We start from the raw sequence: 13,253 nt of genomic DNA on the forward strand, positions 1-13,253 counted from the left end.
ATGATCTTCTAAGAGCCGAAGCGCAGCACCGACCTTAGCGAGACGCGCGTTCTCATCGCGTTCGGCGATCGCATCAGCCAATTGCACTACCGCTTCACGATGCCATCCTCGCTCCTGTCGTTGGATATCGCGAAGTTCGCAATACGTCCCAACGTCTCGTGCCGCATCTCTGACGATTCGGAAGGACGCGCCAAAGTCGATCGGTTGCAATTGGCGGACATCGCCAATTTCCACCACGACGCTTCCGCGCGCGCGCGCCAGTTCCAAAATCTTGCCGTTCGCGCGCGAGTCCACCATCGCTGCCTCGTCGACGACCACGATGCCGTTATGTGGAATGACCGGGTTGTTGCCTTCCTCAAGCATCCGCGCTCGCGCCGTATTGACGCACCGAAAGCCGGCCTCGGATTCGAGGCGCTCAGCGGCTGCCTGAGATAGCGTGAGTCCAACCACGTCGCGGCCCAGTTGCTCTCCAAGCACGCGCACCGCGCCTTGAATCGTAGTCTTGCCGACTCCCGGCAAACCCTCGATGGCGACGAGCGAAGCGCGGGAGAGTTGCTGCAGCGACGCACGCTGCTCATCCGACAGGCGGAAGACGTGCCCACGAAGCGCGGCTTCTTGCTGCTCGTAAGACCGAATCGCAGCATCGACCTCAGACTGTGTAATACCCGAGGCGGTCTCCGCCAGGCGACGAGCATCAGCGTTCAAGGCATCTTCGATCGCCACGATCTCCGTCGTCGTCATCAGGGGCTGCACCGGATCGGCGGATAGCACACGCACCTCATCCGCGTGGACGATTAGGTCCCCTAGGCGTTCGATCTCATCGGGGTCAGATATCCGGGCCGAAAGCCATTGATCGATGTCCTCGCGCGTGAACGTGCTGCTTTGGGCAGTTACCGCGGTGAGGACCATCAGCGAATTCCGCCCGACCTGCGCGATGATAGATCGCTCCGATCGCTCGGCGTCCTGAAATTCCGGGAGATCCCGCAGCCGTTCTAGTAGCGCGGATGGCAGCTCAGCGACGTCTCCAGAGGCCTTCTTGCGCTCGCGTTCAATGGTTTCTTCCGTTGCGTGCTTCGCGCGGAGCTCCGCAAGCTGTTCGTTGGCATCCCCGCGATCGAACCCATCGGCAAGCAGCCCGGCGCGCGCGTCGCGTCGCTCTTGTTCATGCGCGGCGCGCATCGCGCCCACGCCAACGTCCCTGACAACTACAGCGCCATCTGGTCGTATCGAAAGCTCGCATCCGTAGCGCGCTGCAACGGCATGCAGCGTCGCCCAGGAGTCTGCAACACCGCGCTGCCGATCGATGTCGAGCGCCGTCAATAGGCGCGGCCCCAACGTCGCATCGACATAACGAGCGAATGCCCCGTCGCGCTCGCGATAACCCTCGAAAGAACGGCGCTCCTGACGAACGAGGCGCTCCTCGCGACGTTCCGCTCGCCACGCAGCGAGCTCAAATTTATCAGCCCAACGAACGTGAGCGGTGGAAAGCCCAGCATCCTGAACGACGGCTAGACCGCGATCATGGTCGAGGCCGTTGGCAAGCTCGACTTCGCGTTCGGCCCACGCAACCTTTCGGTGAAGCCCCGTGCGATCGTAGGCAAGCCCCGTTCCCGGGTCCACGGCACCGACGGCGCAATGGACGTGCAGATTGTCAGTGTCACGATGAACGACGGCCACACTCCGATGATGGCTCAGGCCGAGTTTATCAAGGATTTGCCCGACGTATGCATGTGCCTGTTCATCGGTTAGCAGTCCGCTCTCGCGTTCATTCCACGACCAGACCAAATGCATCGCGCTCGATCGGATGCCGGGGTTCCGCGCTCCGTCTGCGTCAATCTCTAAACTCGCTGTCGAGAACGAAGCGCAGTTCCGCACGAGTATCGACGAAGGCCGCGTCCCGCAGCCTGCGTCCGGTCGCCATACAGCGTCGACGCCAAGGTCGGGGCGCTGCTCGGATTCCGCGTAAACTCCGTCGAGCGCATCGGCGATCTCTCGGCGTGTCGCGCCCTTCTCGCTAATCGCGTACCCGACGAGGTACTCGATCAGGCCTGAGGCCGCGCCGCCTTTTGCAGGCGCAGCGCAGAGCTTACCGACCATCAGCCGCTCCAACCGCCGGCGCGCCGCCTGTCGCCCGTGCGAGCCTCTTCCGCATGCGGAGCCACTAGCGGTCGCATCGCCTCCGCGGCAATGCGCCTTGCCAATTCAAGTTCCGCAGCCACGGTCGAATGATCGCCTGCAGCTACAGCCTGCTGCGCGCTGGAGATCCGATATGAAAGCTGAGCGATCGGCTGAGCTAGCTCGGCTAACGCCGTCGCGAACGCGCGATTCGGTTGAGCGAGCGCGACACTAACGTATTCCGCCATCGAGACACCAGCCACCGCGGCCCGTTCGCGTAAGGCGTCACGCACGCAAGGTTTCACGTCGAGCGATAGCACGACGCGCCCGCCGTGTCGTTGCGTGCTTGAAACTCGTATGCCATTGGGCACCATCCTGCATCCTCATCCACAGTGGCAGTCGTTGGTGCTGTGCGGTCCTTATTGTCTTGCTCGATGCTGCCATTCTGTAGTGCGGATCACTATGCCACAGTGGCCTTTATCGCGTTGCCAAATCCCCGCGTCAGGAGTTGGCAGATTCTGCCAACTCTCGCTGTAAACACTTGGCATCACCGATTTGGTGAATGCGCTACGGTGTCACCACACATCCTCAACTTCCACGAGGTGAAAGGTGATTATCGAATCCAAACTCGCGGAGATCATCGCGCAGCTTGCCGGTAGATCTCCGTCGTCCCGAACGAGTGAGAAGCGCCGTCTGATCGAAGGCAACGTCGAAGCAATCCTCGCTCTCCATCGACGCGGCTTCTCGTGGTCTGCTCTCGCCCGTGAGCTATCTTCGGCAACCGACGAGCGCATTAGCGCCGACCTATTGCGCGCGGCGTGTACAAAGCGCGCTCGGCGACGTCGCTCGCGGCGCGCGAAGGCGGAAGCACCCATCACCACTACCGCCCCAGCAACCGTTGCGGCACAGACCGCTAAACCGACTTCGCCGCCGATCCGCGATAGGTTCGGCGCCAAGGGCCTACCGGCATGACGGCGGGGCGCGCAATCGTAGTCATGGCGCAAAAAGGTGGCGTCGGCAAAACGCACATCGCCAAGTCCCTCTACGACATCCTGCCGACTCGCGGTCGCAGCGTCGCAGCCTGGGACATCGACGCGGAGACCGGTACGTTTGCAGCGTACGACGCGGCGATTCACACTTTCGATCTCAATGATAAAGACAACACAAGTTCCTGGCTCGACGACTGCTTCCGCACAGATGTTGGCGACGTGCTTATCGATGTGCCCGGTGGCCATATCGAAGATGTAATCGACATTTTCGGCGACGACGGTGCCGAAGCGCTCGTCGCGACAGTCGCGGAGTCTGGTCGCGACCTGGTTGTCGTTACACCCATCGGCGTGATGCTGGCGGAGACCGTGACGGCACAAGTGGCCCTCAATGCTTTCGCTGGTACGTCTGCGCGTCTGGTCGTCGTCAAGAACGGCCGCTTCGGTGCAGCCGACGACTTCGTCATCTACGACGGCATCGAAGAGCAGGGCGTTCGCCGGTACGGTGCCACGGGCACTTTGGCTCGGGCCGTGGGAGCGGAGACAGTTTTTCTCCCCGCTCTCGCTCCTCGGCTCTGCGCGCGGATTGACGCGGAGCGCCTACGCCTTAGCGAAGCCGCAGGGCGGCTAGGTATCGAGCGCCTCGGGCGCCTCAATGCCACGCGTGTACAAATGTATCTGAAGTCGGTCGTCGATGCGTTCGCAGGTTCATCGCTCGATACCGACGGCAACGTGCCGGGGCGCACGGTGCGCTCGTGAGCCGTTCGGCACGCGACATCTACCTCTCGTCACTTGACAGCGACGCAGAGCTCAACGCACGCCGGATCGCCGAACGTGCGAATATTCCCGACGACGATGCGATGTGGCTCATGATGCATGGGCTTCAGCAATCATCCCGCGAGATCACGCGCGGCGCAAACGCGGCGCTCACAAACGAACCGTTCGCGCAGCGTCTCACGGCCGCCGTCGCGACAAGCATGGTCAACGATGAGCGCATCTACGCTGCCTATACGAGCAGCATCGCTAGCATACAGGACTCCTCCGTACGAGCGATTCGCTCCCTCGAATCCGAGGTGCGCGATTTTGCCCGCAAGCGCGCCTTCGCGCCTATATCATCTCTTATTTTCTCGATGGCCATGGCCTTCGTCGTCGGCTTCACGGCTATCTGGGCGACTTACAACGTCGCCTCTGGATACGGTTACGACCTCGGTTATCGCTCGGGCTATCACTACGGAATTATCCATGAAAGGGAACGCAAATGACGGCATATCACCTCCGCGACTCGGAAAACCAACTCACGGCACTCTGCATCGCGCTCATCGACCCCATCCTCACAATCCTCGCCGGACTCTGGCTCGTCACGAAGATGCGCCCCATCATCGAGTCCTGGATGCGGCATCATCCTCTCCATTACGTCGCTTGGGCCGTCGCTCTGTGGGTTGGCTACGCGCTCATCGCCTCCAGCGTCATGGCGATCGTCACTCCCATCGCCCGCGGATTCGGTGTCGACGAGATGCTATTCAAAGCATCGAAACCTCGCTATCTCGCGTTCTTTGTTGGCGTTGCACTCATCATCGCATCGCACATCCCAGTGGCGATGCAATGGGTCACGAGCCAAGATCAATATCCCGACTTCGACGGGACGATCGTGCTCCTGATTGTAACCGCGACGGTAATTTACTTCGGCGCACGCGACCTTGTCGTCTCCGCCTGGAGCGCGATCGCCAAGGCGATGGTGAACGCGAGCGTCAGCTCTAGAAACCGCAGGCGCTGGGATTCACTCGCGAGTCAACTCGCACTCTGCGGCGGAATCACGCAAGGCGTGTTCCGCGAGCGAAACCTTGCAAATGGAGCTCCCGAGAAGGGCGCGATTCTCCTATACGGCGAGCGCAGCGCCAATCGCGGAACCCTCGTCGTCGGCGCGCCCGGCTCCTCGAAGACGCGTTCCAAAGTTTACCCGGATTTCTATTGGGGACTCCGAACATCGCAACGCGCCGGAGCAATCGTCTTCGTCACCAAGAAGCGCGCAACAGACGATTTCCTCGCCATCGCACGCACGTTTCGCCGTCCGGACCAAATTCACGTTGTCGGCATCGGCCCCGGCCGCGCGACGATGGATATTACCGCCGGGATGAGTCACGAATCGATCGGCGACGCGATCAAAGACGGCCTCGGCGAATCGCACTCCGAGTTCTGGAAGCAAGGCCCATCCGCATTCGTGGAGGGTTTCGTGGAACTGATCCAAGCGCTTCGTCCTACGACCGTTCATGTACCGGTGGCCGTCGACAATGATGGAAACGTCGAGCCTCGTGGCGATGCCTACGACTTTGAGCTCTGTGATATGCTGCCAACCCTGCTCGATCTCATTACCTTGGATGGCCGTCTACTCGACGCTGTGTTCGACCATGCGCACGAGCTCGTGGCGACACTCGAAGTGACAGATCACGACGAGGCAGTAAAACTTCGCACGTTGCTGCGCGAGGTGAAGGGCCGTGTCGTTCCGCTCCTCAAGCGCGACCCTAAGCTCGCCGAGGAACTCCGCCAGTCGGTACTTCCGCAACTCCAGCCTTTCGCTCGCGGCGTCGTCCGACGCGCCTTCTGCGATCGCCGCGGCATCGATCTCTCGCTCGTCGAAAGGGGCCACGTCGTCCTCGTCGAGATCGACGAAAGCGAGCATCCTCGTGCCGTAAATACTGTCGTGCGTATGCTATTCCGTCGCATCGTGCAAATGGCACGTGAACGGACGGCGAGCAACCGAATCGGAAGCCTTGACCCAATCATCCTAACATGCGACGAATACGCCAACTATGCGGCCGGCGGTCACGTTCAGGCCTGGAACACGATACGCGAAAGCAATTTCGTTGCGACAGTCGGCATCACGAGTATCAGTGCACTCGCCAAACAGATCGGCGACCAACGTGCAGCCGAAGCGATCGTGGCGAACTTCAGCAACAAGTTCTTCTTTGACTCCGACGACCGGTTGACGCGCGACCTCGCCAACGAACTTGTGGGGAAGACGACGGTTATTCGTCGCGGAACGAGCGAAGGCACCTCGACAACCAACGGAACGTCGGCGACTGCATCGATGAGCGGTGGTTCGCACCGATCGCGTGGCACGTCGAAGACCGAGAGTACGAGTGAACAGCGCGAAGACACGCTCGATGGGTCGGTCTGGCGTACACTGCAAGCCCTGCGTGAGTCGGCCACCGCAATCGCCTTTGTTCGCACGGAGGAAGGCACGATCACGGACGTCGTCTCGCTCGGAGTACTCGATCCGAGTAACGGCGTCGTGACCGCGATACCGGAGCACTACGGTTTGTAGAAAGACTGCGCGACTCACGTCGCGCAGTCGAGGAGCGAATCGACGATGCCATACATCGTCGGGTCGACGCTTTTTAGGCGCGCCTTCGTGGCCTTCGGCCAGTGCGAGGACGAATCGTTCACTTCGGCGTAGGCGCGAGCCGCCTCCGCAAAGTATTCGTCGATACCCGTCGCCGCGTACGGTGTTACAAAGCTCCGTGCAGCGAGGAATGCCGCGCGAATCTTTGGATCGCTTCCAGAAATATAGATGCCGTTGCCGAGCGCGCAATCAATCGCGTGCCCAAATTCGTGCGCGATGGTCATCGGTGAGCGGGATCGCAGGTAAACCGTACGCTCCTCTACGACGAAGAGTCCCGCCGGCGGCGCGGGCCACGCATCGACATCAATGCCGAGGCGCTGCAGCGCCGGTGAAGCCTCGCCGTAACGCTCGCACGTCTTCAGCGGCCGTATAATGGTCTTCGCCTCGGCAACGCGACGGAGCGTCGCTCGGCCGAAGTTGTCGAGAACCACTGCGATCTGAGATCGTACGCCACTTTCTGCGTCGGGGATCAGTGCGCTGATAACGGGGTCCATCTTGGCTCCTTGTGGCCTGCGGCCGACTCGTTGGTGAGCCGGTGCAAGACCGTCGGAGCGACGATGTCAAGGGCGAAGAGCGTAGCGTCCCTTGCGTCGGCATAGCGACGCGCGGTCTAATATCGAGCGATCAACGAATGACGCATCACGGGTGCGATGGACCAGCTCAGCGCCCGTTGCCGATCGCAGTTGCATGCGCCTTGATCGCACTCTCCAAGCTAGAGACTAAGGCATCGTCGTCTTCGGCCAAGGCGTACTCGACGGCGTCCTTGAGAGAGATGACATTCTGCGCTTTGGTGAGCGAAGTGCGGAGAGGTTCGTAAGCTCCCCGAATTCTGCCGACGTATTCGTCGAGCTGTGCCAAGAGCTTATTAGCACACGAGGCGTCCAAAGAGACGCCATTAGTTAGCCAGTCGCTCAGTGTCTGCCGCGGGAGGTCCAGAATTACTGCGAGCGCGGAATTGCTAATCTGCGCTTCTTCCCGAAAGTATCCCAGTTCAGACGCGATCGCCCTAGAGCGTGTCTTAGGCCGCCGGCGTACTCCCATTAGCTCCCATCACTCGACGGCGTCACTCGCGGTCCGATGCGAAAATCCGCGGGGCGAGAGAGTCCCTCGCGATCGAACTCCACGTCTGTCTCGGCACCGAGGCGCGCCTGGATAGCGCGATAGCGCGCGATCGCTGCCCAGGGAATCGCGACGCGCCGCTGCGTGATGCTTATGGACGATAGCATCCCGAGCCTAACTAAATAGTAGACCGTCCGGATCGAGCAGCGCATTTCCTTAGCAGCCTCGGCCGCTGTCAGCAGGTCCGATGCGGCATACTCGGCCTTAATCGCATCGGACAGCCTCCCGCGCCGCTCATCCTTCGCAAGGCGCTCAGCGCGCGGCATTGCGCCGCCTGCAGTATCGTCGCTCGGCAGATCGCGCCAAGCGTTTGCGTCCATTCATCCCGATAATGCTGACACGCGAGCACCGCCACTGCCCAGGCGGCTGACCGCGGCGCTAACCGCCTTGACGCGCACCCCATCCCAGGATATACTTAAAGTTTTTTTTGCATCAGCCGATAATTACGCTGAATGACGGAACCTGACGAATACTACCTTCCCTACGAAGTCGTCCTGGGAAAACGCGCGGCGCGCTCGCCCGTGGCGCTGCAGTATGTCCGCGAGCATAAAGACGCGATCTTTAATCAGATGATCAATCGTCTCAGGGTTCCGCAGATCGACGACTCCTATTTTTGCCTCTTCCTTCCGTCGATCGTTGAATTCGATACAGAAGATTCTCTCGTGCTGCTCGAAGACGAGCTCGACATGCTGGCTATCAAATCGTTCTCGCGACCGATACATAACGCTCTCGCGGATACGATAAAGCGCACGTGTGAATACTACAACATCGCCATTCGCGAGCGTCTCGCTGTAATTATTCAGGACTTCTGGGACGCCGAAGAGCCGTTTCTCTTATCGGATCACGCACTTGGTCGGTATCTTTCGTTCACAGGAACCCAGCACCACACCCGACTACGTTGGGGAGTTGCCTGCCTCATTCTGGATGCCATAGCGCACTTTGTCGACACCAACGCCTTCGATATCCAGCCTGTCGACGAGGCACGATTCTTTTTTTATCTTTTGGAGTTACCTTACTACATGCGCTGCTGGCGACTTTGGCATGAGCGGAATGATAGTCAATGCTCCTGCGATTACCAGCCGTGCGGGAAACACGCGACTCTCGTTTCGTGGCCGCGATCAGCAGCCTTGGCGAACTCTCTAATATCGGCCACCAATTTTTGGGCACCGAGTAACCGTCTTCCTCGACTTGAGCCACCGCCCATGGTTCAGGAGAGACAGGCACGCGAGGCCGCTGGTTTAATTCCGTAAGAACGCTTCCAGCTTCAGGGCCACGGAGCGCTGCGCGCCGGCTTGAAGGTGCCCGTATGTGTCGCTCGTCATGCTGATCTCGGCATGACCCATGCGTTCTTTCGCAACTTCGAGCGGCACGTCGAGATGCGACATCAACGCGTTTGCGGTATGACGCATGCCGTACATTGTGATGGTGACGAATTCGTAGTGTCGCTTCCGCTTCCGCACGGCGGCGGCTAGCTCTTCGCCGGCTGCTTTCATCAAGGGCCCCCACTGCCTCCGGCTAAACGTGCTTCGTTGGATCGGCTTACCAGTCGCGGTCGTAAACACGTAGGAGCTCGCACCGTGCCCGGCAGCTAGCTGCGCCTTCAGATAGGCGCGCAGCGCATCGACCGTGATCTTTGGCAGGTCGAGGCGGCGACGGCGATACTCCGTCTTGGTCTCCTCAAGGTAGAGCTTGCCCCCGACTTCGACGAGATTGTGCTCGACAATCAGGTAGCCCGCCTTGAGGTCAAGCGAACGCTTCTGTAGTCCAAACAGTTCTGCTGGTCCCATCGAAGTCGTGAGCGAGAGCAGAATCAACGCATAGTAGGGATGGCCAAGTACCGCATCCGTCCTCAAGAAGGCAAGCGTCTCTTCCGGCGTCCAGGCTTGAATCTGCGGCTTAGCCGCCTTCGGCTTCGGGATTCCGGCTACCGGGTTTACGATGACCTCATCGTGGAGGATCGCGACCTGGAACACGCGCCGCAGCAGTGCGTGGATTGCACGCCTGGTAGGCGTGCCGACGTCCAACCCTTCGAGAAATGCATAGACTTCGGCACGTGGGATCGCGATGAGCGGCTTGCGCGCGATCCGCGAATCCTTGACATGGTTCTCATAGAGGCTCTTGTACCACGCACGCGTCGCCGTGCGTAGCGCGTCGCTCTTCACGTACTTCTCGATCGCGTCGGCTAGCGTCGAGACAGCACGCTTACCCTGCGGAATCGCATTTGCAAGCGCGTCCATGCGCTTTGCAAGCGCGTCGCGTGTGCCAGCCGAATCATCGCCGGTCGGGCCGTAGAACTTCCGGCGTTTCGCCTTTCCGTCGTGCGAGTAACCGACGCGCACGGCGCCTTCCCATCGCCGGAACTTCTCGTTCCAGTAGATCGAGCCCGCACCCCAGGATCGCTGCAATTTTCGCGCCATGCTTGAAGATTCGCCCCGCCAGGGTACTTTGCCCTACAATTTGCCCTACATGTGCCCTATGGAAAAAACGAACCCCGTAAAACGCTAGGTTTTACGGGGTTTATATGGTCGGGCTGACAGGATTCGAACCTGCGACCTCTTGACCCCCAGTCAAGCGCGCTAACCAAGCTGCGCTACAGCCCGGCATCCGTCGGATAAGAACCGCTTACCCGACGAGATTGGGTTCTAGCGGCGTGCGCTCTTCTTCTTTGCGGGCGCCTTTTTTGCAGTGGCTTTCTTGGCCGGGGCAGCGGCCTTTTTGACACCGCCGACGGCTTCTTTAAGTGCCTTGCCGGCGACGAATGCGGGGACCTTACGAGCGGCGATCTTAATCTTCGCGCCCGTCTTGGGATTGCGGCCTTCGCGAGCCTTGCGATGACGCACCACAAAGCTGCCAAATGGGGTTAGTGCGACGCGGTCGCCCTTCTGCAGCGCGGTCTTGATCTCGTCGATGATTAAATCGACGATCTCGCCTGCCTGGCGCTTCGAAAGTTCTGCCTCGTTAGCGACGGCATCAATCAGATCTGCTTTCGTCAAAACTCCAAATCTCCTAATAAAAGCGGCACACGTGTGAGGGTCCCTGGTGGTTGGGCCGCCTGGGAAGGGGATATACGCAAGCCGTCTGCGTGCTCCTCCCGGTTTTTCTCGAAAAACCCTTATTTTCCAGGCGTTTGCGCCACAGCATGGAGCGCCAACACGTACGAGCGGGGGCCGAACCCGGATATGCTCCCGATGCAGGCGCTTGCCGTCACGCTGATGCGGCGATGCGCTTCGCGCGAGGCGATATTGGAAAGATGCACTTCGATAACGGGCACCGGAATCGAGGCGATCGCATCGGCGATCGCATAGGAGTAGTGAGAGTAGGCGCCCGGGTTCATCACGACGGCATCGTAATCGCTTCGCGCTGCATGCAACGCATCGATAATCGCTCCCTCGCTATTATGTTGTGCGAAATCGACATCGATGCGTAATTCGCGCGCCGCGGTTCGAATGAGTTCGTTGATATCGGTCAGCGTTTGCGCACCGTAAATCTCCGGTTGCCGTTCGCCTAACAGATTGAGGTTGGCGCCGTGCAAAATCAGGACTCGCATGCGGCCTTGTTCTGGAAGGAAATCCCGACGCCTTCGGCCCACTGCGTAGGATGCCCGATCTCATGATCAGCGCCTCGGCCCCGGCCGAGGGCATCGCTATCGTCGCCGCCATCACTACCGAGCTCGTACGAGAAGCGCGTTTACGGCACGATCTCTCGCCCACCGCTACGGCGGCGGTCGGCCGCCTGACGACCGGCACGATTCTCTTCGGGTCCTCGCTCAAGGGCCGCGAGCGGATAACGCTGCAGCTCAACGGCGACGGCCCGCTGGGGAGCGTGACCGCCGATTCTTGGCTCTTGGATGAGGGCACCGTAGGAGCGCGCGGATATGCCCGCAATCCGCTGGTCGATATACCGCTCAACGATCGCGGAAAATTCGATGTCGCCGGAGCCGTCGGTAAGGGTTCGCTGCAGGTAACCAAATCGTATGAGGTCGGCCAGCCGTATAACGGCATCGTGCCGCTCTATTCGGGCGAAATCGCGGAAGATATCGCCGCCTACCTGGTTCAGTCGGAGCAAATTCCCAGCGTCGTCGCGCTCGGCGTTCTGGCCGACCCCGATGGCGTACGCGCCGCGGGCGGCGTGCTTGCGCAGGTGTTGCCGGGAGCCGACGAAAGGGCCGTCGCCCAACTCGAGGCCCGAGCCCTCGCGATGCCCGCGATAACCACGTTAATCGCGCAAGGCGCCGATGCGCACGCGCTACTCCACGCGCTTGCCGGCGGCATAGAACTGCGCGCGCATCGCTCGACCGACTTGCGCTACGCCTGCTTATGCACGGCGTCGAAGGTGGAAAGCGCGCTCTTGGGCCTCGGCGCGCAAGAACTCCGGCATATGGCGGAAGAACGCGACGAAACCGAAGCGACGTGCGAATTCTGCAAGAAGATTTACGTTTTTACCGCAAACGAACTCGTCGCTCTGGCAGAACGCAGCGAGGAAGAGGCGTAGCGCGCCGCGCGCGCTACTCTGCGGGAAAGAGGTGCGCGAAATCCGGCGGCATGCGATACGGCTCGATCCGCTGCCAATAGGCCTCACGCAGCGCGGCACCGTCGTTGTAATACCACCAGCCGCATTCGCACCGGATCGGGCGTTCGCCGGGATGCGGATAGGCGTATTTGCGCTGGCAGCGCTTGCAGACCAGGGCCTTGCTGCCAATCGGTTTCGCCGACGAAGTATACGTGATGGGGTTTTGCGACATGGCTCCCTTTCGCTACGAACGAACGCGGATGAATTTTCGCGACCCGACGGAGAGCACGGCCGGTGCGCTCGCAGACCATGGGGCTCTGGGGTCGTTCACGACTATACCATCCACCTTTACCCCATTCCCAGAGATTAGTCGCTCGGCGGCGCGTTTACTCTCCGCGAAACCGGCCTTTACGAGCACCTGGGCCACGGTGCTCGCCTCCCCGCGCTCGAGTTCGGGAAGGTTCTCTTGTGGAATCTCCTTGCGCTGCACCGTCCGGACGAAGTGTTCGCGCGCCTGCGCCGCGGCCGCGTGGCCGTGGTAGCGCGTGACGATCTCCTCCGCCAGGCCTTTTTTTGCATCCATCGGGTTGAGCCGACCGTTCGCAAGATCGGCCGCCAGTGCGTCGACGCGGCCCTGCGGCCAGAACGCGGCATGCCGCGCGTACGCGGCCATCAAGCCATCGCCCATCGACATCAACTTCCCGAACTGGTCCTGCGCCGGCTCCGCTATGCCGACGTAGTTGCCCAGCGATTTGCTCATCTTCTTCACGCCGTCCAGGCCCACGAGCAGCGGAACCGTGGCGCAGATCTGCGGCATCTGGCCCAACTCGCGCTGATAGTGGCGGCCGAGCAACAAGTTGAAGAGCTGATCGGTCCCGCCCAGCTCCATATCCGCGGCGATCGCCACCGAGTCGTACGCTTGCGCGACCGGGTAGAGAAACTCGTGCAATGAGATGGCCGCGCCGGACGTATATCGATTGTGGAAATCGTTGCGTTCGAGCATTTGCGCGACGGTCGTTTTCGAAAGCAGTTGAATGAGGTCGCTCAGGCCGAGCTTGCCCAGCCATTCGGAGTTGTACCGAATCTTCACGCGCTCTAAATCGAGTACCTTACCGGCTTGTTCG

Annotated in this window: 16 protein-coding genes, 1 tRNA gene and 1 pseudogene; 7 read left to right on the forward strand and 11 right to left on the reverse strand. The window is 60.6% G+C overall.

Annotated elements, in window-relative coordinates; all coding sequences use genetic code 11:
- A partial coding sequence (locus tag VMW12_07435) for an AAA family ATPase (GenBank protein ID HUZ49554.1) occupies window positions 1-909 on the reverse strand: 909 nt, incomplete at its 3' end.
- A 159-nt stretch (window positions 910-1,068) separates the two neighbouring features.
- On the opposite strand from VMW12_07435, the gene VMW12_07440 reads away from it, so the two are divergent.
- Together VMW12_07440 and VMW12_07445 are read left to right on the forward strand one after the other, a co-directional pair.
- Complete coding sequence (locus tag VMW12_07440; GenBank protein HUZ49555.1) at window positions 1,069-1,323, forward strand: hypothetical protein; 255 nt, start codon at window positions 1,069-1,071, stop codon at window positions 1,321-1,323.
- Between the two features lie 198 nt (window positions 1,324-1,521).
- Window positions 1,522-1,749, forward strand: coding sequence for a hypothetical protein (locus tag VMW12_07445; protein HUZ49556.1), 228 nt, complete (start codon window positions 1,522-1,524; stop codon window positions 1,747-1,749).
- A gap of 347 nt (window positions 1,750-2,096) precedes the next feature.
- On the opposite strand, the gene VMW12_07450 is transcribed toward VMW12_07445, so the two are convergent.
- The gene (locus VMW12_07450; protein ID HUZ49557.1) at window positions 2,097-2,408 is read right to left on the reverse strand and encodes a hypothetical protein; all 312 of its coding nucleotides are present in this window, start codon (window positions 2,406-2,408) and stop codon (window positions 2,097-2,099) included.
- A gap of 675 nt (window positions 2,409-3,083) precedes the next feature.
- Between VMW12_07450 and VMW12_07455 the strand changes: the two genes are divergently transcribed.
- The 3 genes from VMW12_07455 to VMW12_07465 are packed head-to-tail and all read left to right on the forward strand — an operon-like array spanning window position 3,084 to window position 6,423.
- Window positions 3,084-3,860 carry a hypothetical protein gene (locus tag VMW12_07455; GenBank protein ID HUZ49558.1) on the forward strand — a complete coding sequence of 259 codons (777 nt, stop codon included), beginning with the start codon at window positions 3,084-3,086 and terminating at the stop codon, window positions 3,858-3,860.
- Entirely contained in the window at window positions 3,857-4,363 is a 507-nt protein-coding gene (locus VMW12_07460) for a hypothetical protein (protein ID HUZ49559.1), read from the forward strand. The genes VMW12_07455 and VMW12_07460 overlap by 4 nt, the downstream gene beginning before the upstream one ends.
- Window positions 4,360-6,423, forward strand: coding sequence for a TraM recognition domain-containing protein (locus VMW12_07465; protein HUZ49560.1), 2,064 nt, complete (start codon window positions 4,360-4,362; stop codon window positions 6,421-6,423). The genes VMW12_07460 and VMW12_07465 overlap by 4 nt, the downstream gene beginning before the upstream one ends.
- A gap of 14 nt (window positions 6,424-6,437) precedes the next feature.
- Here the strand turns inward: VMW12_07465 and VMW12_07470 are convergent, their stop codons facing one another.
- The 3 genes from VMW12_07470 to VMW12_07480 all read right to left on the reverse strand — a co-directional run bounded on the left by VMW12_07470 (window position 6,438) and on the right by VMW12_07480 (window position 7,940).
- Complete coding sequence (locus tag VMW12_07470) at window positions 6,438-6,932, reverse strand: hypothetical protein (GenBank protein HUZ49561.1); 495 nt, start codon at window positions 6,930-6,932, stop codon at window positions 6,438-6,440.
- A 229-nt stretch (window positions 6,933-7,161) separates the two neighbouring features.
- A complete protein-coding gene (locus VMW12_07475; protein HUZ49562.1) occupies window positions 7,162-7,359 on the reverse strand; it encodes a hypothetical protein in 198 nt (65 codons plus the stop codon).
- Window positions 7,360-7,541: 182 nt separating this feature from the next.
- Window positions 7,542-7,940, reverse strand: a complete 399-nt coding sequence (locus VMW12_07480; protein HUZ49563.1) for a hypothetical protein — start codon at window positions 7,938-7,940, stop codon at window positions 7,542-7,544.
- Window positions 7,941-8,072: 132 nt separating this feature from the next.
- Between VMW12_07480 and VMW12_07485 the strand changes: the two genes are divergently transcribed.
- Window positions 8,073-8,870: a hypothetical protein gene (locus VMW12_07485; GenBank protein ID HUZ49564.1), complete on the forward strand. Its 798-nt coding sequence runs from the start codon at window positions 8,073-8,075 to the stop codon at window positions 8,868-8,870.
- Here VMW12_07485 and VMW12_07490 read toward each other — a convergent pair.
- The 4 genes and pseudogenes from VMW12_07490 to aroQ all read right to left on the reverse strand — a co-directional run bounded on the left by VMW12_07490 (window position 8,859) and on the right by aroQ (window position 11,167).
- Window positions 8,859-10,037 carry a site-specific integrase gene (locus tag VMW12_07490; protein HUZ49565.1) on the reverse strand — a complete coding sequence of 393 codons (1,179 nt, stop codon included), beginning with the start codon at window positions 10,035-10,037 and terminating at the stop codon, window positions 8,859-8,861. The two genes, VMW12_07485 and VMW12_07490, sit on opposite strands and share 12 nt — an antisense overlap.
- A 105-nt stretch (window positions 10,038-10,142) precedes the next feature.
- A tRNA-Pro gene (locus VMW12_07495) sits at window positions 10,143-10,220 on the reverse strand.
- A gap of 126 nt (window positions 10,221-10,346) precedes the next feature.
- Window positions 10,347-10,613: pseudogene (locus tag VMW12_07500) on the reverse strand (HU family DNA-binding protein).
- 119 nt (window positions 10,614-10,732) lie between these two features.
- A complete protein-coding gene (gene aroQ, locus VMW12_07505) occupies window positions 10,733-11,167 on the reverse strand; it encodes a type II 3-dehydroquinate dehydratase (protein ID HUZ49566.1) in 435 nt (144 codons plus the stop codon).
- A gap of 62 nt (window positions 11,168-11,229) precedes the next feature.
- Here aroQ and hslO point away from each other — a divergent pair, with 62 nt between their 5' ends.
- The gene (hslO, locus tag VMW12_07510) at window positions 11,230-12,111 is read left to right on the forward strand and encodes an Hsp33 family molecular chaperone HslO (GenBank protein HUZ49567.1); all 882 of its coding nucleotides are present in this window, start codon (window positions 11,230-11,232) and stop codon (window positions 12,109-12,111) included.
- Window positions 12,112-12,124: 13 nt separating this feature from the next.
- Here the strand turns inward: hslO and VMW12_07515 are convergent, their stop codons facing one another.
- Together VMW12_07515 and tyrS are read right to left on the reverse strand one after the other, a co-directional pair.
- Entirely contained in the window at window positions 12,125-12,361 is a 237-nt protein-coding gene (locus VMW12_07515) for a hypothetical protein (GenBank protein HUZ49568.1), read from the reverse strand.
- A gap of 12 nt (window positions 12,362-12,373) precedes the next feature.
- On the reverse strand, window positions 12,374-13,253 hold an 880-nt coding region (tyrS, locus tag VMW12_07520; protein ID HUZ49569.1), incomplete at its 5' end, for a tyrosine--tRNA ligase.

This window comes from Candidatus Dormiibacterota bacterium (assembly GCA_035532835.1).
Classification (GTDB): Bacteria; Vulcanimicrobiota; Vulcanimicrobiia; order Vulcanimicrobiales; family Vulcanimicrobiaceae; genus DAHUXY01.

Coding starts and splice junctions, on each gene's coding strand:
- VMW12_07445 (HUZ49556.1), top strand. CDS start 1,522: ATGGTCGAGGCCGTTGGCAAGCTCGACTTCGCGTTCGGCCCACGCAAC.
- VMW12_07455 (HUZ49558.1), top strand. CDS start 3,084: ATGACGGCGGGGCGCGCAATCGTAGTCATGGCGCAAAAAGGTGGCGTC.
- VMW12_07465 (HUZ49560.1), top strand. CDS start 4,360: ATGACGGCATATCACCTCCGCGACTCGGAAAACCAACTCACGGCACTC.
- VMW12_07480 (HUZ49563.1), bottom strand. CDS start 7,940: ATGGACGCAAACGCTTGGCGCGATCTGCCGAGCGACGATACTGCAGGC.
- VMW12_07485 (HUZ49564.1), top strand. CDS start 8,073: ATGACGGAACCTGACGAATACTACCTTCCCTACGAAGTCGTCCTGGGA.
- VMW12_07490 (HUZ49565.1), bottom strand. CDS start 10,037: ATGGCGCGAAAATTGCAGCGATCCTGGGGTGCGGGCTCGATCTACTGG.
- aroQ (HUZ49566.1), bottom strand. CDS start 11,167: ATGCGAGTCCTGATTTTGCACGGCGCCAACCTCAATCTGTTAGGCGAA.
- hslO (HUZ49567.1), top strand. CDS start 11,230: ATGATCAGCGCCTCGGCCCCGGCCGAGGGCATCGCTATCGTCGCCGCC.
- VMW12_07515 (HUZ49568.1), bottom strand. CDS start 12,361: ATGTCGCAAAACCCCATCACGTATACTTCGTCGGCGAAACCGATTGGC.